Here is a 21,737-nt window from a genome sequence, read left to right as displayed (position 1 = left end):
ATTATTTTGATGTTTGCTTTTGATCGCTATCTCCCAATAACACGGATAACGTCTTTAAACTTGGTGTGCGATCCGCTATCAACTTGATGATGCTTATGAATGGAATAAAAAGAATCATTCCTGCTGCTCCCCAAATAATGCCTCCAACGATTACTACAATAATAATGATAAGTGTATTTATTTTTAAACGGCTTCCTACTGCAAAAGGAAATATAATATAGGCTTCAAGTGCTTGAACAATCGAAAAAACAGCAATAACGGCTAATGGATACCAGATAGAATTGTACGTTATCCAGGAAACCGCAATAGGCAAGAGCGAAGATATCATGATTCCCACATATGGAATAAAAGTGAGGATTGAGGCTATAAAACCAAACAGAAAAGGATTTGGCACCCCAATTATCCAAAGTCCAATGCTGTTTAATAATCCAACTATTAAATAAACTATTAACATTCCTTTGATGAAATTGTAATATTCATGAATGGTTTCAATGAGAATTTCGTGAATGGTATTTTTACGCTCTGGAGGAAAAAGTTCATATAAAGCATTTGATAATAACTGCCGATGGAAAAGTATTAATGCCGAAAAAACAGGAATCATTATTAAAAAAAATAATGATGTAGATAACGAGTATGCGGTATTTCGTAACATTGAAAAAGCTAGTGAACCAGAATCGTTGACCGTATTATTAATGAATTCCGTTTGTTTTTCCAGACTAATATTAAATCTTTCTACGATAAAAACACTTAATTGATGTATCGATTGGTTCAGTTTGACTCTCAAAGATTCCCATTCGTGAAGAAATTCAGAGAACTGTATGAACAATAAATAAATAATAGAACCCGCTAAAAGTGTTACACCTAAAATAGAGATAAAAATTGCTATACCTTTTTTAATGCCTTTTGTTTCCATCCATTTGCAAACAGGGTATAGTATAAATCCAATGAGTAATGAAAAACTCAACGGAATAAATAGTGTTTTTCCAAAATAGAGTATCAGAGAAACTACTACTAAAAACTGGAGTATCTCTAAAATGGAATATTTCCTACTGGATTGAAACGAAACGGGTTTTTTAGAAGATTCTGACATATAATTGTTGTATTGTAAGCGTTATTTCTTACTCTTCCTAACTTTATAAACGATTTAAGTATGAACCTAAAACGTGTAGCAATTTACTAAATTGCCGATCATTGCTAATGTTTTAAGATTCCAATAATCCTCTGTGGTAATTAATTTGTCCCAGATGATAGGCTAGGTGCGTGGTCAAATGGACAAGAATAAACTCAGTAGAAGTATTGTTTTGGAAAACTAAAAGAGGGTATTCCTTTTTTAATTCTTCTTCTGATATTGTATTTAATGCATTGTCAACAACGGCAATGGTTTCTTCGATTTTTTGTATTAATTCTGCTCTTGGAATATCTTTTAGTGAAAATTCGAGTGCTCGGTTTCTGATATATCCGGTTTTTCCAAATTCGGCGCCAATGTATGTATTAAGATTTCCTACCAAATGCAAACAAAGATTCCCGGCTGAATTGGCTATTCCTTTTTGGATTTTCCAAATATCACTTTCATTTTGGTACGACTCAATTTCGGTTTTTAGCTGATTTAAATCTCGGTTGAATAGTGTCTTTAAACTTTCAATTAGCATTTTTAGTTTCTTTGTATTTTTTCAATGATGAAAGTGCTTGTTGTTGTATTTTTTTTTGAAAAAAACCAGTCCAACCTAATAAATATCCGGTAGTTCCGAAAGCTTGTTTGGACCATTTCCAGATGTCAAACTCATCAGTTTGCTTTATAATTAATCCGTCTTTAAATTGAAATTGAGACTGTATAATATTTACTAATTTTCTATTGGTTTTGCTAAAGTTGTATCTAGCGATCCATTGTGCGGAACCCAAGTAGTCATCCGCTTTAAGGTTTGAGAATTCAATCTTGATGTTTCCTTTACTTTTTTCAATCAACATTTTCCACATTTGGCAAACATCATCTCCTTTTAATAAACCGAACGCAGGATCTCGAAACTGAATGATGGGAGAATAACATTCACACATTGTTGCCGCGTCAGCATTTGCAAAAGCAGTATAAAATTTGACAAGTATTTGTTCGTTTGAAGTCATGTTTTACATAAAGTGAATAGTAAAAATACTATTTTTTTTTGCTTTAATCTACTGTTTGAAAATGAAATTGGAAAATACAAAATCTGATCAGATGCTTTTTTATGACAATTATTTAAAAGAATTAATTCTTGTTCATGCTGTTACCATAGATTCATGAGTTAAATTTTGGCACAAAAAAAAGGATAGACTTTTAAGTTTCTATCCTTTTTTGTTAAATATAAAATGTATTCTCTGCTAATTTGAATTATTTAGCGGCAGGAATAATATCAATAATTACGGTACGATTGTAAAAACGTTCTTCAGGAGTTTTGTTTTCAAAAGGAGCATTATTTTCATTTTCACCGTAACCAGATACTTCGAATTTAACATCGTTTCTGCCGGTTTTAGTTAAAGAACTTTCAATGATACGTTTTACATCATTTGCACGTGAAAGAGATAATCCTTGATTGTAGATTTCTTCACCAATAATATCAGTATGACCTTTGATAACTACCGTTGCTCCAGAAGGAATTTTTGGTGCTACCACTTCAGTAAGGTATTTTTCATACATTGTGATTGCTGTAGAGCTATTAAATTCATAGATGATACTGTATCTCATGCCTTCGTCCATTTTTGCAGGAGTCCAAAGCACCATGTGAACCGGAGTTTCTTTCTCTACAATTTTACCACTTTTAGTTTGACCAATCATCTTTACTTTATAATCTCCTTCTGGACGACTACCCAAAATTAAATTTCCAGGAATTTTAACTTCTTCCTCAGTATAAGGTCCAAAAGATTGTACTTTTCCTTGTTCGTCAGCGATTTGTAATGACCAAGAAGATAAAGCTTCTCCAGCTCCTTTATTATTAAAGGTCACATAACTTTCAACAGGTGCCACTTGTGATGGAACAATTTGTACTGGTTTCAATGGAGCATTAGGGCCACTTTGAAATTCCATCAATAAATCTGGAGAGTTACTTTCGATAGAAACTCTACGATCTCCTTCACGTAGCAACACTAATTCTTGTGTTCCTCCTGGTTGTTCAGATGGAATATTTGGTTTGTTTTGACCTTTGGTTGTAATTCTAGCTTCATTTATAGCAAATACATTTATCAAATATGTTTTAACAGATTCTGCCATAGTGAGACCATCTGTATTGCCATTATTTGATGAACCCACCAAAGTAATTGTCGCTGAAGGATTTTTTTGCATACGGTCTCCTAGAATATTCAAAACGTTATAATAAACAGTCATTTGACGTTTAGAACGATCTGATAAGTTTGTTGGAGCAAATGTTTCCAATTGATCTTCTTTAAAGTCTTTTACTTGAGCTTTCGTTAACAAAACATAACGATTTGGAATTTCACTTGATCCTTCATTAAAGAAAACGTAATTTCTAAGTGGGAAAATTTCAGTCATTCTGCTTTCTCCGGGAACATTGCTTGGAGAATTTACAGTGAAATTAACCTCACGGTCTTGAACCATATCTGTAGCCTGCTGGATATTTTGTCCTTGTCCAAATTTAAGCGCAACACCAGCTCTGATCGTAGTTATGTTCCATGTTTCTGTTGCACGTGGATTTTGACCAAAATAAGGTTGGAAAGAAACAAAAGGCGACAATACAAATTGTGTTTTATTACTATCCGAAGAAAGTGGAATATCATAACCAGCACCAATTTGCATTGACAAAATAGTTTTTTCAATTTCACTAAATTCACCTGTTACAGCAGCAGAAGGTGCTTGATCAGGGAAAGCTGGATTAATACCTAATTGATACGTAAATGATTTATCCATATTGAAAGCCAAACGTGGACCTCCATAGAGGTAAAAATTAGATTTAAACGGTGCAAAACGTACGCTTGGTTCTACGGTGATGTAACTAAGGTCAGTTGATAAATCTGCAGGACAATCGCATGCTGTAAGTACTTGATCAAAAGAACCCTTACGGCTATCATAACCCGCTTGTAGCATTACTCCCCATCTTGAAGTAGCAGGACGGTATTCTAAAAGTGGCGCAACAAAAAGACCAATACCATCTCCATCGTGAAATGTAGCGGGAGGTGTAAAAGCAGCATTCAACTGGTTTGTAGAACCACGATAAAAATTAGCATTAGCACCACCAGCAACTCCAAAGTACCACGAAGGTTTTGCATATTTTATTACTTGAGCTTCTTGAGCTTGAACCGTTGTTTGCAAACTTAACCATGATAAAGCAATAATTGCAGCTCCTTTAACGGTTAGTTTATTGGGAGACAATGAAATACATAATGTCTCTTTATAAATATTTTTTGATATCATTTTTATATATTTTAATATTAGATTTTATTTAAATGAATCCCGCCCAAAGACGGGATATTTAAACTATATATTAACTGCTTAGTTTGCAGGAACATTAATGATGGTATTAACCATAGTTACCGAGGCGATTAATGAAATTGCTCTTCCGTTTAATATCGTTTCCTGCCCTGGTAAAGTCGTGCTACTACCTGGAGAAGATAATGTAACACCGTCTTCTGCAATTATGTTTCCTGTCATAACACCACCACCGGCGTAGTTAATAACTGCTGCGCTACCTACATACCAATATACATTTTTAGCCAACGCACCACCTGTTAATTTAACATTTCTGGTAGCTGCTGGAGAACCTACTGTTAATGAAGCTTCAGCTTGAAAAATCCAAACATCAGTTGCGCTTCCAGATAAAGTCAAATCTCCATTTGTGATTTTATATGTACCACTGGCTGATTTATAAACTCCTGCGGCTAAAGTTAGTCCACCAAGCTCACCTGATCCTTGGTCACTTCCACCTGGTTTTGAAGCGGGAGAAATACTGTTCCATAATGCTCTTGCTTCATTTAATCCTTCTAGTGCTTTTTGTGCTTTTAAAGCATTTCCTGGAGGTGGTGCAGCGGTATAAATTCCACCAAATACTAGTCCATTATTAAGTGGTGTAACTGTATAAACCTCATTAGGCGTAGCTAATTTATCAGTGAAACCTGTTACTAATGTGGAAGCAGCTGTTGTTCCTATACCTCCATTGTTAATCCTTGTATTCAGACCTTGATTTGTAATTCCTGCATTTCCACCAAATACTCCGAAAAATAGACCTGCAGTAGGAGCGGGAGCATTAGCAACCAATGTGGTAAAGTTCCATACATAGTCATTCGCTAAAGGTACTCCGGCAGCACTTTTTGCACCAGTTGTAATTGTAGCAGTATAAATTTTACCTTCTAATAAAGGATTAGTAGGTTTAAAAGAGGCAGTAGAACCTGTGTAAGTTACTGCTCCAGGAATGATTGTTGTACCTTGTTTTAAAGTAAAAGTAGTGGCATTAATAGTCAAAGGATCCATCACTGTACTAAAGGTTGCGGTAACCGTTTTGTTTAAATTTATTCCTGTAGCATTATTAAGAGGGTCAGTTGCAGTTACTGTTGGAGCAGCTACGGTAGTGAATTTCCAAACGTAATTACTAGCCAAAGGTGTTCCGTCTAAATTTTTAGCACCAGTAGTAATAGTAACAGTATAAATTGTGTTGGGAGTAAATGGAGCAGTCGGAGTAAAAGATACAACTGAACCAGCGTAAGTAATCGTTCCAGCAACTGGATTAGTTCCTTGATTTACGATAAAAGTAAAATTGTTTAATGTCAATGGATCCATTGGCATACTAAATGTCGCAGTAATTGTTTTATTTAAGGGAACACTTGTAGCATTATTTGTAGGATCTGTTGTAATCACAGTAGGAACAATAAGCATTCCGGTACTAAATGTCCAAACATAATCCGTTTGAAGTGCATTACCCATCACATCTTTTACACCAGTTTTAATTCTTCCAACGTAAGTAGTGTTTGGCTTCAAAAAACTTGAAGGAGTAAACGTAGCAGTTGTTCCGCTGTAAGTAACCGCACCTGCAACAGCAGTGCCGTTAGCTTCTGTTACAATAAAAGTAGCTGCATTAATCGTTGTTGGGTTCATTTCTTCATTAAATGTTGCAGAAATAACTTGTCTTAAGGGAACTCCTAAAGCTCCATTAAGCGGGATAGTAGAGGATACTACCGGACAAACGCCCTCGGTCTCGATAAAATTGTCTTCTGCACAACCAGAAATTAATGCAATAATCAAAATTGCAAAGGTTAGTAGTAGTTTTTTGATATTCATTTTTTAGAATTTAGGGGATTAATAATTTAACAGTCAAAGTACGCACTTTTAACGACGAAATGCATTATAAAATTATTTTAATAAGTTATAAAATTCACTTATTTTATTTGTTAAAAAAATAATTAGGTTGTTTAAAATCAATCTTTTACGGTATTATCTATGTTAACATTGTGTTATATCATTTAATTGTTCTAGAGAAATAGGATACTAATAAATACAACCATAGAAAAAGAAAGATAGGGGAGTGTTCATCATTTTTAAACTTTATTTTAAAATAATGGTAACGAAAAATACTACTTGTATCGCATGAAACAACAGCATTACAAATAATTGATTAAGATTATTAAGATAAATCGTGGTGGAAGTAAAACTAAAAGTTATGTTTAGATAATTTTGAATTAAAATTTTTTAAAATCATCAACATTCAACTTTTTTTCTTTTTGTATTAAATTGGATGTAAAAATTGTTAATTCTTTAATAAAAGAATCAAGCGTTAGGGCAAATTGTTTAATAAGATCTAAACATTCTCCACTCTCCCATAAAGAATTTGAAGACTCATGCAGTTGAAAAGGTATGCCTAAAATATGCAGGACCAGCTATCTGAATCTGCGAGAGATAATGAACATAATTACTTTTAGCCAATAATGAATTTTTATGATGTTTTTCAGCGATATTTAGTTCAGCATTAACTTTTGTTAATTCTGCGGCTCGCTTTTATTTTTTTTGATTTTGAAAAGCCAGTAGATTGTTTTTAGGTATTAAATCTTCTTTTTTATTCTTTTAATCATAATATTCCACATTAAAATTTTAAAAGTAAAAAATTTTGGAGTTGATTACTATGGGTTTTTAACCACTTATAAGAAAACAAAGATTAGAATTAAGTTAAGTAAGAATTTCAAAAATTTTAAAAGTAATTAGCACACACTTAAACGTTTTGTAGGTCGTTGTCTATTTGTTTTCCAGACTGTTTTGTAACAATATTAGTTATTGCAAATTGCAAAACTGTACCCAATATTCTTTTAATTGGATTGTGAGTTCCTCCTAACAAAACTTTTTTAGTCAAATATCCTGTTGTCATGCCTATAACATTGCTTAGAATATTCCCTTTTATTTCAGGTGAAGTGGCTACTAATCCAAAAGCCTTTTTTATTAGATTCAAAGGTTTTAAACTTTCAAGAGTGTGATGATACTGATCTTTAAGTTGTACTAATTCATCAGCTTGTTTCATTTTCATTAATAAGATAGTTTCCTTAAGAATTTCTGTCTGGTTTATCTTTTTCATATTAATTTTTTTTAAGCATTTTAACAATCATAAAATTGCTGATAGGCGTTTTGATCCATTGATCTTTAAATATGTAAAGAATAATTGCAACTAATAAATAAAAACTTGATACTATAAAAAAGCCATAATAAACTTTGCCTACTAATTCCCCAATCCATAATGAAAGGCCAATATTTACCAAAAAGGCAAACATTGCAAAAACAATAGAAATAGCCAATTGAGAAATAAGAGAAGATATAAAATCAGCAGTTTTATCCACTGCATATAACTTCGCCAATTCTACTGTTGTTTTTGTGTAATCCTCTGCTCTTTCAAAAAGCATTTCTATTGTTGTTGCGTTGTTTTCCATGATATAGTTTGTAAACGGACTTAGAATGAAATTTTAAAAATTAAATATCTAATTAAATATTTGTATTTTTAATTTCGTTTTTTGCATCGTAAAATTTAGATTTTCCTTCAGCAAGTAAAGTTTCACCTTCACTTTTTGTATCGTAAAATTTTGATTTTCCTTCAGATACCAAAGATTCTCCTTCTTTCCAGATTTTTTCGTATTTTTGAGTAATTGAACCCAATAGAGTATCTAACTTACCTTTTAATTCGTCAGCATAGTCATTACTTTTATCCATTATTTTTGTTCTTGTTTTGTCTCCTTTTTCAGGGGCAAACAATACTCCCAATAATGCTCCTACAGCCACTCCACCCAAAATTCCTAATATTATTTTATCTGCTTTCATAATTATTTATTTTAATTATTATTTATTATTTTAAAATTGAATTAAATACCTCTTCCTTGAATAAGTCTAAAAAGTATCGCAATAACTGCAATTACAAGAAGTACGTGAATTATTGATCCTAAACTGAATGCAAAAAATCCTATTGCCCAAAAGATAACCAGTATCACTGCGATTGTATAAAGAAGATTGCCCATTTTTTAATTTTTTACGATTTTATTATTGATATAATTTTTTTAATAACGATTGAATTAGATTTTTCTACCCGAGATAAGTCTAAATAAGATTGCTATAACAGCAATAACAAGAAGGATATGAATAATTGATCCGGCACTGTATGCAAAGAATCCAATTGCCCAAAAGATAACTAAGATTACTGCGATGGTGTAAAGAAGGTTGCTCATGATTTTTAGTTTTAGTGATTAGTTTATTTGTTCATTTGTTTGTTTTTTTAAACACTTTCTAAACCTTTACAGGTTTCTTAAATGGTTATTCTCAAAAAAATTGCGATATATTTATTTGTATTATTGCTTGATTAAAATCCAAATGCAGCATAAACACTCAATACACTGTTTTTAGCATCTGAAGAAGCAAAGTCTGAATTGTCTTTTCCAATTTTAGTCAGTCCGTAATTGTAACGCACGCCAAAACTGACAGACTCTAAATCTAAACCTACACCTCCAGCAAGACCTGCATCAAATCTGTTGAAATCATCAACATCAATTTTGTCTTCAAAGTTGTAGCTGCCGTTATTAGATTTATTCGTCGTTTTACCACTTATCATATAAGCAGCGTAAGGACCAGCATGAATATTAAAATTTTTCGTCACATTTACTACTAATAAAAGAGGCACTTCGATATAATTTAATTTGAATTGTGCAGTACCACTAACTAACGGATTGTTGTAAACTAATTCAGAACCTTTTCCAGTATAAGAAATCTCTGGTTGTAAAAAGATATTATTTGAAATAGGTAATTTAGCAAAAAAGCCAAAATTAAATCCTGTTAACACATTATTGTCATCAACATCATCGATATAAAAATTAGAGAAATTTACGCCCCCTTTTACACCAAATTTAGTTTCATTTTCTTGAGCCTTAACACTTGTGAAAGTCATTAAACTTAATACTAATGAAGCAAAAATTAGTTTCTTTGAATTTTTCATTTTGTTTGTTTTTTATCGAATAATTACACAACAAATATCTGCAGATTGTACTAATAAGTTGTTACAATACTTTAATTTAAAGTTACATTATTCACACCTTGGCGCTATAAAATCAGTATTTGTATTGTTAAAAAAGTATTAATTATACAAAAAAAGGCGAGTTAAAAAACTCGCCTTTTTAATTTACTATTTATTGTCTACTGTCATATTTTTCATAGCAGCTCCTAATTCATCCATGTCTCGATTGTATTCTTCTTTAAAAGATTCCCAGTCACTATTAGTGTCGTTTTTGTATTCTTGCACTTTTAGTTTAATGTTCTTGTTCTTTTGCTCTAATTCTTCAATTTGTTTTGCATATATTTCATCAATTGATTTACCGGTTCTTTTCATTTTGGTTTTCATTTCCGCAATTCGAATTTCGTTTTGCTTAATAGTAGAATTAGTGCTGTCTTTAAAATCATTCCACTCTTTCTCTGTAGCTGCGGCTCTTACATCTGACAATTCCTCTTTGGCATCATCAAGATTATCTCTTGCTTCTTCTACATTATCTTTAGCAGCTTCTTCTTTTTTTGAGGTATTTTGACATCCTACTAAAACAGTTCCGGCCATGAATGTTGTAATGGCGAGTGTAAAAAGTATTTTTTTCATTTTGGGTTATTTTTATTGTTTGTTTTGGAATTATATTTTAATATTTAAATGTAATTTGTTTATTGTGAGTATGTTAAAGGTAATAAAATTATTTTTGTCAAGCAAAATTTTTAATTTGCTAGTAGGTTGTAGAATACTACTCAAAGTCCTTGGAATATTTTAAATAATTCTTCTCTGGTTATCCCCAGTTTAGCTTGGTACTTTTTAAACATTTCTTCTTTTTTCTCTTCTGAAAAAAGTGCCTTATTATTCGTCAAAGCAGCAAACTTTTCTTTTAACTCTTTTTTTTGTTCTTCCCAGTTTCCCTCGCGCTCTATCGGATCCATTTATTTATTGTGTATTGAATGCGAAATAGTTTTCACTTTACAAATTTGGGACTTTTACAAGTTCAAGCAGTTATATAACTATAAAGATTAGTTTCATTATTCACTGATTCAGTAGATTATAACACAGATTAACAAAAAAAAAATAATGAAATAGAACGGTATTCTTTAAATATTAAGACTATAACTAAGAATAACGTTGTGTAGTTGTATATTAATTATGGCTTTGACTATATTTTTTTAATAAATTTTCGAGAGATTCATAATAATCGCTCAGTACTTTAATAGTTACTTCTGGCTGATCAACATCAGGAATAGTTACTGGCATCTCTGATAAATACTTAATTAATTCAGGATATTCATTGCGTATTTTCATAGTAATTTCGAGTATTGCCTGATTGATTTCTTTTTCTGTTTTCATGATAAATTATTTAAATATATTTATTAATAATTGTTGGAAATAACTAATTTAAACGTCATAATATTTTAAAGTATAATCTTGTTTTAAATTGGTTACCATTTGTGTAAATTAATTATTTTAAAGAATCATTTTCATCACCAATTTTTAATTCTTTTTTCATTTCCTCTTCTTCTAAATCAACTGCGTCCTCCAATTTTTTTGCTTCTGCTTTTTTCTTTTTATTAAAGTATCCTTTCAACAAGAAATTATTTTTGGCAGCTTCAATAACTTCATTCAGTCCTTTTGTCGCAGATTTAACGTTCGTTAAAGATGAATCTATAACTTTTCCCATTCTTTCATCGCTAACTAGTTTAGACAAAGCTCCTTTTCCGTTATTCATATTTACAGTAAATTTTTTGAATTCGGTTGAGCTATTTTCAAGATTAGTGACCATGATTTTTATGCTATTTCCAAATTCCTCATCAGAAACTAACCTGGATAATGCACCGTTACCATTGTTCATGCTGTAACTGAATTGAGCAAGCTGCGCTGTAATAATTCCGGCGTTATCGACACTTTTTTTGACACTAACCATTAAATCATCCATTTCTATCGATTGTTTGGAAGCTATGTAATTGCTATTTTCCACTATGACCGTAGAGTTTTTACCTGAGGAAATTGTAAGTACTTTATCGCCCATCAAACCATCTGAGTTAATACTGGCGATAGCATCTTTTTTAATGTATTTACGAACTTCGTCTTTGATGACTAATTTTATTACTACAGAAGTGTCCGTCAAAAATTCAATTTCATCAACAGTACCGATATTAATACCTGATAAGCGAACATTATTTCCTACTTCAAGCCCATTAACCGAATTAAATTTTGAATATAATTCAAAAGTAGATCCAAATAAATTTTTTTGTTTTCCAACAAAATAAATGGTTCCTACAAAAAGTATTAATCCTATTATTACAAACATTCCCAATTTCCATTGGTATCCAGATTCCTTGTTCATTTTTTATTTTTTTATTGGTTATATGAAAAAAGAGCGCACCCATTCATCGTCGCTTTTTTCTAATTCTTCGTATGTTCCTTCTGCGTGTATTATGCCTTCTTTTAAAATAATGATACGGTCACCAGTATGTTTGGCACAAGGCATATCATGCGTAATTATTATAGAAGATGTTTTGTTTTTCTTTTGGATTTCTAATATAAGTTCACTTATTTCTCTGGAAGTTATAGTGTCTAATCCTGTAGTGGGTTCATCGTATAAAATGATTTCAGGTTTTAATATAAGTGTTCTTGCAAGTCCAATTCTTTTGCGCATACCGCCGGATAATTCCGAAGGCATCTTGTCAATAGCTTCGCTCAAACCTACACTTTCTAAAACATTTTTTATTTGATTTTCCACTTCCTCAGCAGATAAATCCTTAGCATGTCTTTTTAAAGTAAAGCCTAGGTTTTCTCGAACACTCATCGAATCATATAGAGCGGCATTTTGAAATAAAAATCCAATGCGAACCCTAATTTCGTTGAGTTCATTATTGTCTAATTTGGTAATATCAGTTCCAAAAACATTTATTTCGCCTTTGTCAACTTCGACCAAACCAACTAAGCATTTTATAGCAATTGATTTCCCTGAACCGGATTTACCTAATACAACTAAGTTTTCTCCCTTATTGACAGAAAAAGTAACGCCTTTCAAAACCTCGTTTTTACCAAAGGATTTATATATATCTTTAATTTCAATCACTGGCGCATTGGTATCAACCCTTGAAGTACCATTTATCGATGTCTTTTCTTGTGTCATTTTAAAAGAATAAATCAGTTATCTGTACCGCTAACATGTCAATTATAAATATAGTCAGCGATGCGGTGACAACTGCAGAGTTAGCGGCTTTACCAACACTTTCTGTTCCATTAGCCGCATTAAATCCTTTGTAACAGCCAATCATTCCGATAAAAAAGCCAAAGAAAAAAGTTTTTATGGTTGCTGGGAAAATGTCTAAAAAAGCTATCGATTCTAAAACCTGGGCCAGATATCGATATAAATTCACTTCACTGTGGATATTGATTCCAACATATCCACCTAAAACTCCAACACCGTCAGCATAAATTACTAATAACGGAATCATAAGCGTTGTTGCTAAAATTCGGGTAACTACTAAATATTTGAAAGGATTTATGGCTGAAACTTCCATGGCATCAATTTGTTCTGTTACTTTCATGGAACCTAATTCGGCACCAATACCGGAGGAAACTTTACCTGCACAAATTAAAGCGGTTATTACAGGAGCTATTTCTCTGATAAGGGATAACGCAACCATGCTTGGTAACCAGGATTCTGCACCAAACTTAGCTAAAGTAGGTCTCGATTGCAATGTAAGAACTAGTCCCATTATGAAACCCGTAATAGTTACTAATGGTAATGATTTGTAGCCAATAACGTAACATTGCTTAATGAACTCCTTCATTTCATACGGAGGCTTAACTACTTCCTTAAAGAAGCGTGCGGAGAACATCGTAACTTTGCCTACATCATTAAAAGTTTCTTTTAAATAGATCGTTAGACTCTCCTTTTTTGTGGTTACTATGTTATTCATTTATCATTAATATTATTTTTTGATTTTTTGAAGGCAAATAATTTCATCTGGTCGCGGAGAAAGGATATCGTCAAGGAAATTTAGGTTGGTTAATCTAGTGACTTATCATAATCTTCTTTGTTTAGCATAATCCGTGAAATACTTTACTATTATTTGAAATATTCAAAATAAAAAGAATTTTGTGATTTTTTTTTAACTTATGAAAAGTATGAATTTGCATTTTACAAAATTAATTAACAGAATTACTACCTAATATTTTTAAAACATTTGTACTTAAATTTGAAATACCTATCTGATTGAACTAATAATTAAATTCTAAATGTTTGAAAATTTTAAGTAATCGAATGAAAAATTGAGTAAAATTCGCAGCATATTTTACTTACGATAACATCAAATCACCTAATTTTTTAACTTTATCATGATGTGCTGTTAACAAAATTTGTTGTGATTTAAGCATAATATGAAGTTCAGCGGTAAGATGGTCCAAGTTGTCAGACAAGGTATCCTTATAACTTTTTATAGCCACAAATTCATTGTATTCAAGCGTGTTTAAAATGTCTTCTCTTTCTTGCCCCATGAGTTTTGATTTAAAAATAATCCAAACCCTTACCAATAAACTTTTATTTCTGGCCACCTTAACAGGAACTCCTCCCATTTTCTGCACCTCTTCAACAAGTTCTGATTTGAAAATTGCGCTTGTTTTCTGGAATTCGGAAAACAAATCTTTTAAATCGTTCTCTTCAGTTACTTTTTTAGCTGTTTTATAAATCTCAATTCTTTCATTGTTGATTTCAATAAGATTATTTAACACTACAATTGATTTTTCTTTATTCATCATCTTAATTATTAAATATTAAACGAACTGAAAGGATGGTTTTCGGGAAAGAATTGTTGATTAATAAAAGAAATGAAACCTATTTTTTTAATCAATTTATTCCAACTGCTAGGAAAGTCATTTCTCAGTTTTAAAATAGAGACAGTATTATCAGGTTCTTTTCAATTTATTACGAGTACTCAAGAATCAAGTCAACAACAATAGTAGTTTCTACAAATTAATTTTATATGAAATTAAAATTTATTTGTTGTGAGAACAAGTTGCATTCCAGGGTACTGAACATCTGCGTTGTCCTCAGCTGTAATGAATATTTTTACTGGTGCAAATGATGTAACGGTTTCAAAATTCGCTTTAAGTTTTGATGACATAAAACCAGTGTCGCTTTTTATTTGTCCAATATTTTTCACAACAGAATCTTCCGTTTCCATCCAAACAACGTATACATTTTTAGAAGGTTGTAATCTGGTTACTTCTGCTAAATTTGTAATTTCTATTTTGATTGCATTGTTCTTATTACTGTCTTTTTTAACACTCACTTTTCCTTGCGCAGCCGGAACTATTGAAGAGTTTTGAAAAGCAATATTTTTGCTGCAAGAGGCAAACGATAAAAACACGATTAAAGCTAAAGCGCTAATGAATATTTTTTTAATATCTAAATTTAGTTGAATTGTCATTGTATGTTTTTTTTTGATTATAATACAATACAAATTTCACAATCAAAGCAATAAATATGTTATATAAATATTGTAAAAAGTTATATTATTCACACGTAAATAAAAATGATTTCCTTAATTTAATAATTTTTCTTAGTACCAAACACTAGCAAAACAACACCACCTACAGCAAGTACAATACCTATTATGGGCGACCAGGCAATTGGATGATTTACTTCTTTATTTATTTCAATAGGGCCTATGTCAACCACTTTTTCTGTAGTTGTAAAATTAAAGCTATTGTAAAGCAACATTAATATTCCTAAAACAATCAGTATAATTCCTATGGTTTTGCTTTTCATTTATATTTATTTAAAAGTTAATTATTTAAAAGTTATTTTTTAGTAATAAGATTATGCTTTAGAAAAATATTTTTAGGCAAAATTATGTCGCGGATTTAATTTTAGCTTATCAATGTTTTTGATTTTGAATTCAATTTTAAGAAAATGTTTATTTCCACTAACTAGATCCAACAAAGCTACTTTTGCATCCGTAAGACCAAAAAGAATTACGCGTTTTTAGTTTTTAATTGTTTCGCCAATTTTTTGTAATAGTTGTACAATTGTTTTGGATCTTTTGAAAGCATGAAATTTTCGTTTTTTGCTAAATATTTATTTTTTCCTTGTTTAGAAACTTTGATTCATTAGTTTCAATTTCGAAATAATTTAATGTTAGTTCCATTAGATCCGCTAGTACTGATCCATCTAAATTCCTAATTATTTCAATGCTGTCATGATGATTTGTTTTTGGATTTATTCATGTAACATGCTTTAATATCGGCAACTATAATTGTAAAAGTCTAAAGTTCAGGTGGTTATTTTTTTTTTTAATAATTGTATAAATTTACATAAATTTATTTAATTACATTTTTGTAAATCATATTAATAAATCACATTGATTTTGAATGAAGGAAATTTTGTGAAATTATTTGTATTTCAAATTTTTATAGGAATATTTTTTATTTCTCTTTTCAAAGATTTTTCTACAGTTAATCTTGCCATCAAATAGCTCACAGTTGACTCCGCACCTTGATTTAGATTTACATAATTATCTTCTAATCCGTCATAACATCCGCCAGTGCAAGGATTGTAAATAATTTGGTATAAATGATTGTTTCCCAAAAACCAATTAAAAGCGGTTTCCATTTTTTGAAGATATTGCTCATTTTCAAAAACAAGAGCAAATTTCCCTAAAGCAAGAATAGTATACGCGACATCAATAGGTTGTTCGCCTCCTATAGGACTCGGAGCCAATTTATTTTCTTTGTTAAGCCACCCTTTATTAGAAATTACCCGAATCCGGTTTTCTACAAAAATTTCAGAAAGAAGAAAGTCAAAAGATGTTTTTGCAATTTCCTTATAAATTAATTTTCCTGTGACTAACCAAGCACAAAGCATAGCTTCAGGCAAAATACTGTTACCATAAGTAAGATAACTTTCAAACCACGTCCATTCCTTTTCTGTTTCGTGTGTGTACATTTGTACTAACCTATTGGTTAGCGCCTTAACTGTAGAAATGTTTTGCTCTGATACTTTTTTTATATTGTAATAATAGATCCCTTTAATTATAAAAGCCATAGCTCGAGTGGAATGAATTTCAAGCACTTTTAATAAGGCTCGTTGCATTGTAACGTCAGCATCTTTTGCTAACTCTTCGGGAAGAATAGCACCAATTGAATTTAAATAGCCCAAAGCCCATATCGCTCTTCCATTTGAATCTTCCAAGTTTGTAGTATAATTTTGCGCTGTAAAAAGGTATTCTTCATCTACATAATTTAGAAAATATCCGTCAGGCTGTAAACAATACTTTATAAAGTCAAAATAGATCTGAATGTATTTTAAATTCTCCTCGTCCTTTGTTAATTCATACTGTTGACACATAGCTACCATTGCTCTGGCATTGTCATCTAAAGTGTATCCCGAATCAATATCAGGCTGATTAATTTTCGAAAACTGAATCATTCCAAAAGGTTTCGTGAGCTTTTTTATATGATCCAGATTGACTTTTGGAATTTTATAACGCAAGTGGAAGTTTTCTTCTCCAATTTTTTCAAATAACATAGCATGAGCAATTGCTGCATTTTCCCAAGCGGTAGGAGCTATTTTATGCAAACCGTTTGATCCCATATTCTTTCTCAACTGCTCGTCTAGCAATAGAATATTTGTTTTTTTAGCCAATTGTTTAGGATTGTTGAAATCAATGATAATTCCAACATTATTTTTTAATACTTCACACACATGGGGGATAGGAGTAGAAATAATTGGGCAACCACAACTAATAGCGTACGAAAAGGTTCCACTTACCGCTTGATTTGGATCTTTGGAAGTAAATAAATAAATATCAGTAAGTTGTAAGTATTCTAAAAGATTTGGTAACGGCAGAAAATGATTTATAAATTGAACATGTTCCTGAAGTTGTAAGTCTTCAATCTTAGCTTGAAGCATCAAACGGTATTTTTCGCCTTCTTCTTTTATAACAGATGGATGGGTTTTTCCAATAATTAAGAATATTACGTCTTTATTCTTTTTTATAATTTGTGGTAATGCATCTAAAGTGGTTTCAATGCTTTTTCCAGAGCTTAACAATCCAAAAGTAGAAAGTATTTTTTTTCCACTTAATTTATATTTTATTTTTAATTCCTCTTTGTCAGAATGAGGAACTAAATGAGTCCCGTGTTGAATTATTGTGATTTTATCTGCAGCAACATCATAGTCTTTTACTAATAGATCAGCAGCCGAATTAGTCATTACAATAATGGAATGCGCTTCTTGTACTATTTCTTGAACATTTGCTTGCAAGCATGGATTTGGCCTGGGTAATATTGTATGGAATACAATGATAACAGGTTTTTGAACTATTTTCAGAAACTGTTTTAAATCGGCTTCATTATTTTTAAATAACCCGAACTCATGCTGAATTAATACCATCTGAAGATTGACATTAGTATTAATTTTATTCGCCAAATTACTAAAACCATTCGGATGATCGGTATTTAGTAAATATTTTATGGAATCAGTATAAACATGTTGCTCATTGTTAGATTCTAAAGGACAAATTGTTATTTTAAAACAATCCCTGAATTTATTATTCAACGCTTTAATCAAATCTTGGGAATAGGTAGCTATACCGCATTCTCGAGCAGGATATGTTGTAATAAATAAGATTTCGGGCAACTCTTTTTTTGTACCTACTAGCAGTAAATTGTTTGACTCATTCACATAAGCTTTTGATAGGATGCTTTTAAATTGGATATTTTGACGTTTAACCTTGATTTTATTGATCATTATCTATAATTTAGGATTAATTCTTTAAGTAATTCTAATTAAGCGCGAAACAAATTGCCTATTTATGGACTGTATCATAATTTTTAGAAAGATTATCTCTAAATCAAGCAATATCTAAAGGGAAATATCTATTATCTACTTATCCTTTTAATCTTCAACTCAATTTGGGTTTAAAGAAAGGATACGGTAATAGTTCTATTTCATTGTGGCCTCATGTAAATCAAACAATGCTTTACAAGCTGAATAAATAAAGCCTTTTATAGTATCTTTAATATCAATAGATTATGGACAGTCAATTTTTTTTTCAATTGAAGGACCTGCTTAATAATGAAATGGTAAGTTGTTTATTATATGTACTGTAACATTACAATAATTACCATTGCTTACCATTCAGTAAAGAAATGGTTGTTATTTCCTTCGTTTATTTATACAGGATTTGGGGCTCCTCCATTTTTAAAATCGAACAACATTTTCTGAATTTTAATACCTTCTTTTTTTAAAGCTACCATGTGAGTTATATAAATATATCATTGATAAAATTTTAAAAAAAACATCATATGGATTAAGTTCCGGAGAAATCTGAGTTATAAAGATCAGTTTCTTATTTATTAAAAGTGTTATATAAATTTTAAAATTAGTTACATTATTTACAGTTTATTTGCTGCAATTATTTTACTTTGAAAACTAACTAATAGCTAAAATTTAATATTGTACTTTAAATCAATGTTATCCAATATACTAGATAATCTATTCTTGAAATTTTGAAAAGTGGAATAGACATTAAAATTCAATTGTTAATACTTTATTGTTCGCCACAATATTTCTGTAAGGTTCAATTCTTGAGGATATGGTTGTAAAGAGTAAATCGAAATTTCTTTTTCATTTCATTCTTTAATTGTATCCATAATTTTTTTTGAATTTTGTATTGGTGAGTTAACAAAAATCAAATCTTTTTTTTTGACGGTTTGGTTAGCAAAACTATTCCTGAAACTAATCATTTTATCAGAATTAAAAGTTGTTTCATGGGCTGCAAAGTAAAAATTATTTTTACGAGTCATAAATCCAATCACATTTAGATATTTTCCTTCAACAAACAGTAATAATATCGGATTTTTTTCTGCTTGCCAAGTATTAGGAACATTAGGAGTAAGTCCAAAATGACTTTCGTCTTCAAAACACACGTTCATATATTCGTGTGTTCCAATTTTGTCAGATTTTTTATTAGATTTTGTTTTAATTCAAATTGATTCTTGTTTGGTTTTCCTTTAAAAAAACGTCGAGCTCTTATCCATCCTTAGCCCACTATCTTTAAAAAAATTCTGAAAAGTCTTTTTACAAATTATAGTATTGTTTTGCTCTTCAAAATAAATCAATTCATTTATTATGTTCCTTTTGTAAAGTTCTGATTGCTGCGAAACCTCTTTGGAATAATATTTTAAACGGGTTGTAGGAACTCTTCCTTAAGTTGCAGCAAGGGATTAGATCCCGATTTCGCTCCGACTATAATAGCAACGTTTAATAGTTTTGCACTGACTTCAAAAATAGATGTCATTTACTTAATCTTATGTTTAGATCCGGCAAAAAAAACTCAACGCCAATATTTTCTTGTAGTGTTATTAGGATCTTTTCAATGAAGTTATTCTTATACCTCAATCTCTTTACTTTTAAATTTTACACATCTCATAATGAGAGAGATGTTTGTAATTTATGACCTGTAAACAACAAAATAGGATATTATTTTATTCTATTTTCTTTAGACTTTAATCACAGAGCACAAAAGAAGGGCTGTTGTTTCCAACAGCCCTTCAACTAACCAAACCAAAAACCCAACCTAATCTTACTATTTTTCGTAGGTCATTTTCAACTCTACTCTTCTATTTTTAGCACGCCCAATTGCCGTTGCATTTGTAGCGATCGGTTTACTTTCACCATAACCAACTGCTGTAACTCTTGATCCAGAAATACCTTTTTCCATTAAATAATTTTTAACAGATTCAGTACGTTTTTGAGATAACTCTAAATTCAAGGCATCGCTACCATTGCTATCAGCATGTCCTTCGATAACTAGGTTAGAAGAATCATATTTATTGATGATGTTAACCAACTCATCTAATTGAACTAATGATCCAACTTTTAATTTGGCACTATTGTTTTCAAAGAAAATTTTACTTCCTAAATAAGTTATTCTTTCAACATCTTGTTTTGTAATTTCAGGACATCCTTTGTTTTCCATAGTTCCTTTTACAGCAGGACAACGGTCATCCATATCAGATACACCATCTCCGTCAGAATCCGGACAACCATTTAAACTCATTGGACCAGCAACATCTGGACAACGGTCTAGATCATTAGTAATTCCATCTTTGTCATTATCCATAATACAACCAGTTGCATCTACTTTAATTCCCGGTTTAGTATCTGGGCATTTATCATTTATATCAGCAACACCATCATTATCTGAATCTGGACAACCGTTTAATAATTCTGATCCTGCAACATCTGGACAAGTATCTAAATAATCGGCAACACCGTCTTTGTCTCTGTCTAATGGACAACCATTATTATCAACAATTACACCAGCCGGAGTTCCAGGACACGTATCATTACGATCTGAAACACCATCATTGTCAGCATCTTTTTTCTCTCCTAAATTGAAAGTCAAACCAGCCATGTGAGATAAATAAGCATCTTTTTTACCATTTATAACACCGTCTCTTCTGTCTTTATTAGAAAAACTAAATGTTTCTTGTAAATTCAATGTAATCACATCACTTAATCTGAAATTTAAACCACCACCCGCTGTAGGTAGTGCGTAATCAATTCTGTCTTGATCAAAGTTTAAATCTTTGTCAAATAATATTGCTCCGACACCCGCAAATGCGTACGGCCTTACAAAAGATTCAGGACCTGTCATGTTAAATCTTAAATTTAACGCAACCGAATTAAAATCGCTTTTAAAACTTCCTGAAGGACCATTATTGTAACCAATTGTTCCTTTTGATGCTAAAAAGTTTAAATCGAAATAACGACCTAAATATCTAGAAACAGAAACACCACCAAAACCGTAAAATGCTTTATCAGTTTTGTAAAAATTATTTCCTAAATCACCTTGGTATTGTGTTACACCGCCATGAAGACCAACGTTCCATTTCTTGTCTTCCGTTTGTGCTTTCGATATTAAAGTAAATGCTAAGCACGTACTTAATAAAAGGATTTTTTTCATTTTCATTTTTGTTACATTGTTTATACAAAGGTCATTAACACCGCAGCATTATTTGTTACAGAACTATGGCAATAAGTTGTATCATTCACACATTTTGATAGCTTTAGCTTTATAAATTTGAGCGAAAACGTCAGTTAAAGCACAACACATAAAGCAAAAAAACCACCTAAGAAATTCTTTCCATTAACAGCTCAAGGAGACAGTTTTGAAATTGTTTTTTAAATGGTTCTAAGTTGTTTGAAAAAGAGTAAAGCACTTTAATTCATATAGTACA

23 protein-coding genes are annotated in these 21,737 nt (G+C 31.1%); all 23 read right to left on the bottom strand.

What is annotated here, in order from left to right; genetic code table 11:
• Nucleotide 1: 1 nt before the first annotated feature.
• The gene (locus tag ACP7AT_RS04335) at nucleotides 2–1,090 is read right to left on the bottom strand and encodes an AI-2E family transporter (RefSeq protein ID WP_426063121.1); all 1,089 of its coding nucleotides are present in this window, start codon (nucleotides 1,088–1,090) and stop codon (nucleotides 2–4) included.
• Nucleotides 1,091–1,202: 112 nt separating this feature from the next.
• Nucleotides 1,203–1,649: a DinB family protein gene (locus ACP7AT_RS04330; protein WP_426063120.1), complete on the bottom strand. Its 447-nt coding sequence runs from the start codon at nucleotides 1,647–1,649 to the stop codon at nucleotides 1,203–1,205.
• The gene (locus ACP7AT_RS04325) at nucleotides 1,639–2,118 is read right to left on the bottom strand and encodes a nuclear transport factor 2 family protein (RefSeq protein ID WP_426063119.1); all 480 of its coding nucleotides are present in this window, start codon (nucleotides 2,116–2,118) and stop codon (nucleotides 1,639–1,641) included. Before ACP7AT_RS04325 ends, ACP7AT_RS04330 begins: the two co-directional genes overlap by 11 nt.
• A 244-nt stretch (nucleotides 2,119–2,362) precedes the next feature.
• Entirely contained in the window at nucleotides 2,363–4,396 is a 2,034-nt protein-coding gene (locus ACP7AT_RS04320) for an OmpA family protein (protein WP_426063118.1), read from the bottom strand.
• A gap of 78 nt (nucleotides 4,397–4,474) precedes the next feature.
• Nucleotides 4,475–6,253, bottom strand: coding sequence for an Ig-like domain-containing protein (locus ACP7AT_RS04315; protein WP_426063117.1), 1,779 nt, complete (start codon nucleotides 6,251–6,253; stop codon nucleotides 4,475–4,477).
• Between the two features lie 925 nt (nucleotides 6,254–7,178).
• Nucleotides 7,179–7,535, bottom strand: coding sequence for a hypothetical protein (locus ACP7AT_RS04310; protein WP_426063116.1), 357 nt, complete (start codon nucleotides 7,533–7,535; stop codon nucleotides 7,179–7,181).
• Between the two features lies 1 nt (nucleotide 7,536).
• A complete protein-coding gene (locus ACP7AT_RS04305; protein ID WP_426063115.1) occupies nucleotides 7,537–7,884 on the bottom strand; it encodes a hypothetical protein in 348 nt (115 codons plus the stop codon).
• 52 nt (nucleotides 7,885–7,936) lie between these two features.
• Nucleotides 7,937–8,269, bottom strand: a complete 333-nt coding sequence (locus ACP7AT_RS04300; protein WP_426063114.1) for a YtxH domain-containing protein — start codon at nucleotides 8,267–8,269, stop codon at nucleotides 7,937–7,939.
• A 41-nt stretch (nucleotides 8,270–8,310) separates the two neighbouring features.
• A complete protein-coding gene (locus ACP7AT_RS04295; protein WP_113633709.1) occupies nucleotides 8,311–8,463 on the bottom strand; it encodes a lmo0937 family membrane protein in 153 nt (50 codons plus the stop codon).
• 54 nt (nucleotides 8,464–8,517) lie between these two features.
• Nucleotides 8,518–8,670: a lmo0937 family membrane protein gene (locus ACP7AT_RS04290; RefSeq protein ID WP_121365230.1), complete on the bottom strand. Its 153-nt coding sequence runs from the start codon at nucleotides 8,668–8,670 to the stop codon at nucleotides 8,518–8,520.
• Nucleotides 8,671–8,801: 131 nt separating this feature from the next.
• Nucleotides 8,802–9,431 carry a porin family protein gene (locus tag ACP7AT_RS04285; RefSeq protein WP_426063113.1) on the bottom strand — a complete coding sequence of 210 codons (630 nt, stop codon included), beginning with the start codon at nucleotides 9,429–9,431 and terminating at the stop codon, nucleotides 8,802–8,804.
• A gap of 186 nt (nucleotides 9,432–9,617) precedes the next feature.
• On the bottom strand, nucleotides 9,618–10,079 hold the full coding sequence (locus ACP7AT_RS04280) for a hypothetical protein (RefSeq protein ID WP_426063112.1): 462 nt from the start codon (nucleotides 10,077–10,079) through the stop codon (nucleotides 9,618–9,620).
• A gap of 140 nt (nucleotides 10,080–10,219) precedes the next feature.
• Nucleotides 10,220–10,405 carry a CsbD family protein gene (locus ACP7AT_RS04275; RefSeq protein ID WP_426063111.1) on the bottom strand — a complete coding sequence of 62 codons (186 nt, stop codon included), beginning with the start codon at nucleotides 10,403–10,405 and terminating at the stop codon, nucleotides 10,220–10,222.
• Between the two features lie 211 nt (nucleotides 10,406–10,616).
• Nucleotides 10,617–10,823, bottom strand: coding sequence for a hypothetical protein (locus ACP7AT_RS04270; RefSeq protein ID WP_426063110.1), 207 nt, complete (start codon nucleotides 10,821–10,823; stop codon nucleotides 10,617–10,619).
• Between the two features lie 112 nt (nucleotides 10,824–10,935).
• Nucleotides 10,936–11,820: an MlaD family protein gene (locus tag ACP7AT_RS04265; protein ID WP_426063109.1), complete on the bottom strand. Its 885-nt coding sequence runs from the start codon at nucleotides 11,818–11,820 to the stop codon at nucleotides 10,936–10,938.
• Between the two features lie 18 nt (nucleotides 11,821–11,838).
• A complete protein-coding gene (locus ACP7AT_RS04260; RefSeq protein ID WP_426063108.1) occupies nucleotides 11,839–12,615 on the bottom strand; it encodes an ABC transporter ATP-binding protein in 777 nt (258 codons plus the stop codon).
• Nucleotide 12,616: 1 nt separating this feature from the next.
• Complete coding sequence (locus ACP7AT_RS04255; protein WP_426063355.1) at nucleotides 12,617–13,327, bottom strand: MlaE family ABC transporter permease; 711 nt, start codon at nucleotides 13,325–13,327, stop codon at nucleotides 12,617–12,619.
• Between the two features lie 460 nt (nucleotides 13,328–13,787).
• The gene (locus ACP7AT_RS04250; RefSeq protein ID WP_426063107.1) at nucleotides 13,788–14,243 is read right to left on the bottom strand and encodes a PA2169 family four-helix-bundle protein; all 456 of its coding nucleotides are present in this window, start codon (nucleotides 14,241–14,243) and stop codon (nucleotides 13,788–13,790) included.
• 233 nt (nucleotides 14,244–14,476) lie between these two features.
• Complete coding sequence (locus ACP7AT_RS04245; protein ID WP_426063106.1) at nucleotides 14,477–14,917, bottom strand: hypothetical protein; 441 nt, start codon at nucleotides 14,915–14,917, stop codon at nucleotides 14,477–14,479.
• Nucleotides 14,918–15,036: 119 nt separating this feature from the next.
• Nucleotides 15,037–15,258 (bottom strand): hypothetical protein, encoded by a 222-nt coding sequence (locus ACP7AT_RS04240; RefSeq protein WP_426063105.1) that lies wholly within the window; start codon nucleotides 15,256–15,258, stop codon nucleotides 15,037–15,039.
• Between the two features lie 633 nt (nucleotides 15,259–15,891).
• Nucleotides 15,892–18,240 (bottom strand): glycosyltransferase, encoded by a 2,349-nt coding sequence (locus ACP7AT_RS04235; protein ID WP_426063104.1) that lies wholly within the window; start codon nucleotides 18,238–18,240, stop codon nucleotides 15,892–15,894.
• An 884-nt stretch (nucleotides 18,241–19,124) separates the two neighbouring features.
• A complete protein-coding gene (locus ACP7AT_RS04230) occupies nucleotides 19,125–19,427 on the bottom strand; it encodes a hypothetical protein (RefSeq protein ID WP_426063103.1) in 303 nt (100 codons plus the stop codon).
• 653 nt (nucleotides 19,428–20,080) lie between these two features.
• A complete protein-coding gene (locus ACP7AT_RS04225) occupies nucleotides 20,081–21,463 on the bottom strand; it encodes an OmpA family protein (protein ID WP_426063102.1) in 1,383 nt (460 codons plus the stop codon).
• Nucleotides 21,464–21,737: the final 274 nt, after the last annotated feature.

The sequence above is a fragment of the Flavobacterium sp. DSP2-3-1 genome, from assembly GCF_049896865.1.
GTDB lineage: Bacteria > Bacteroidota > Bacteroidia > Flavobacteriales > Flavobacteriaceae > Flavobacterium.
This window is presented reverse-complemented; position numbering and strand designations above follow the sequence as displayed.

Coding starts and splice junctions, on each gene's coding strand:
- ACP7AT_RS04335 (WP_426063121.1), bottom strand. CDS start 1,090: ATGTCAGAATCTTCTAAAAAACCCGTTTCGTTTCAATCCAGTAGGAAA.
- ACP7AT_RS04330 (WP_426063120.1), bottom strand. CDS start 1,649: ATGCTAATTGAAAGTTTAAAGACACTATTCAACCGAGATTTAAATCAG.
- ACP7AT_RS04325 (WP_426063119.1), bottom strand. CDS start 2,118: ATGACTTCAAACGAACAAATACTTGTCAAATTTTATACTGCTTTTGCA.
- ACP7AT_RS04320 (WP_426063118.1), bottom strand. CDS start 4,396: ATGATATCAAAAAATATTTATAAAGAGACATTATGTATTTCATTGTCT.
- ACP7AT_RS04315 (WP_426063117.1), bottom strand. CDS start 6,253: ATGAATATCAAAAAACTACTACTAACCTTTGCAATTTTGATTATTGCA.
- ACP7AT_RS04310 (WP_426063116.1), bottom strand. CDS start 7,535: ATGAAAAAGATAAACCAGACAGAAATTCTTAAGGAAACTATCTTATTA.
- ACP7AT_RS04305 (WP_426063115.1), bottom strand. CDS start 7,884: ATGGAAAACAACGCAACAACAATAGAAATGCTTTTTGAAAGAGCAGAG.
- ACP7AT_RS04300 (WP_426063114.1), bottom strand. CDS start 8,269: ATGAAAGCAGATAAAATAATATTAGGAATTTTGGGTGGAGTGGCTGTA.
- ACP7AT_RS04295 (WP_113633709.1), bottom strand. CDS start 8,463: ATGGGCAATCTTCTTTATACAATCGCAGTGATACTGGTTATCTTTTGG.
- ACP7AT_RS04290 (WP_121365230.1), bottom strand. CDS start 8,670: ATGAGCAACCTTCTTTACACCATCGCAGTAATCTTAGTTATCTTTTGG.
- ACP7AT_RS04285 (WP_426063113.1), bottom strand. CDS start 9,431: ATGAAAAATTCAAAGAAACTAATTTTTGCTTCATTAGTATTAAGTTTA.
- ACP7AT_RS04280 (WP_426063112.1), bottom strand. CDS start 10,079: ATGAAAAAAATACTTTTTACACTCGCCATTACAACATTCATGGCCGGA.
- ACP7AT_RS04275 (WP_426063111.1), bottom strand. CDS start 10,405: ATGGATCCGATAGAGCGCGAGGGAAACTGGGAAGAACAAAAAAAAGAG.
- ACP7AT_RS04270 (WP_426063110.1), bottom strand. CDS start 10,823: ATGAAAACAGAAAAAGAAATCAATCAGGCAATACTCGAAATTACTATG.
- ACP7AT_RS04265 (WP_426063109.1), bottom strand. CDS start 11,820: ATGAACAAGGAATCTGGATACCAATGGAAATTGGGAATGTTTGTAATA.
- ACP7AT_RS04260 (WP_426063108.1), bottom strand. CDS start 12,615: ATGACACAAGAAAAGACATCGATAAATGGTACTTCAAGGGTTGATACC.
- ACP7AT_RS04255 (WP_426063355.1), bottom strand. CDS start 13,327: ATGTTCTCCGCACGCTTCTTTAAGGAAGTAGTTAAGCCTCCGTATGAA.
- ACP7AT_RS04250 (WP_426063107.1), bottom strand. CDS start 14,243: ATGAATAAAGAAAAATCAATTGTAGTGTTAAATAATCTTATTGAAATC.
- ACP7AT_RS04245 (WP_426063106.1), bottom strand. CDS start 14,917: ATGACAATTCAACTAAATTTAGATATTAAAAAAATATTCATTAGCGCT.
- ACP7AT_RS04240 (WP_426063105.1), bottom strand. CDS start 15,258: ATGAAAAGCAAAACCATAGGAATTATACTGATTGTTTTAGGAATATTA.
- ACP7AT_RS04235 (WP_426063104.1), bottom strand. CDS start 18,240: ATGATCAATAAAATCAAGGTTAAACGTCAAAATATCCAATTTAAAAGC.
- ACP7AT_RS04230 (WP_426063103.1), bottom strand. CDS start 19,427: ATGAACGTGTGTTTTGAAGACGAAAGTCATTTTGGACTTACTCCTAAT.
- ACP7AT_RS04225 (WP_426063102.1), bottom strand. CDS start 21,463: ATGAAAAAAATCCTTTTATTAAGTACGTGCTTAGCATTTACTTTAATA.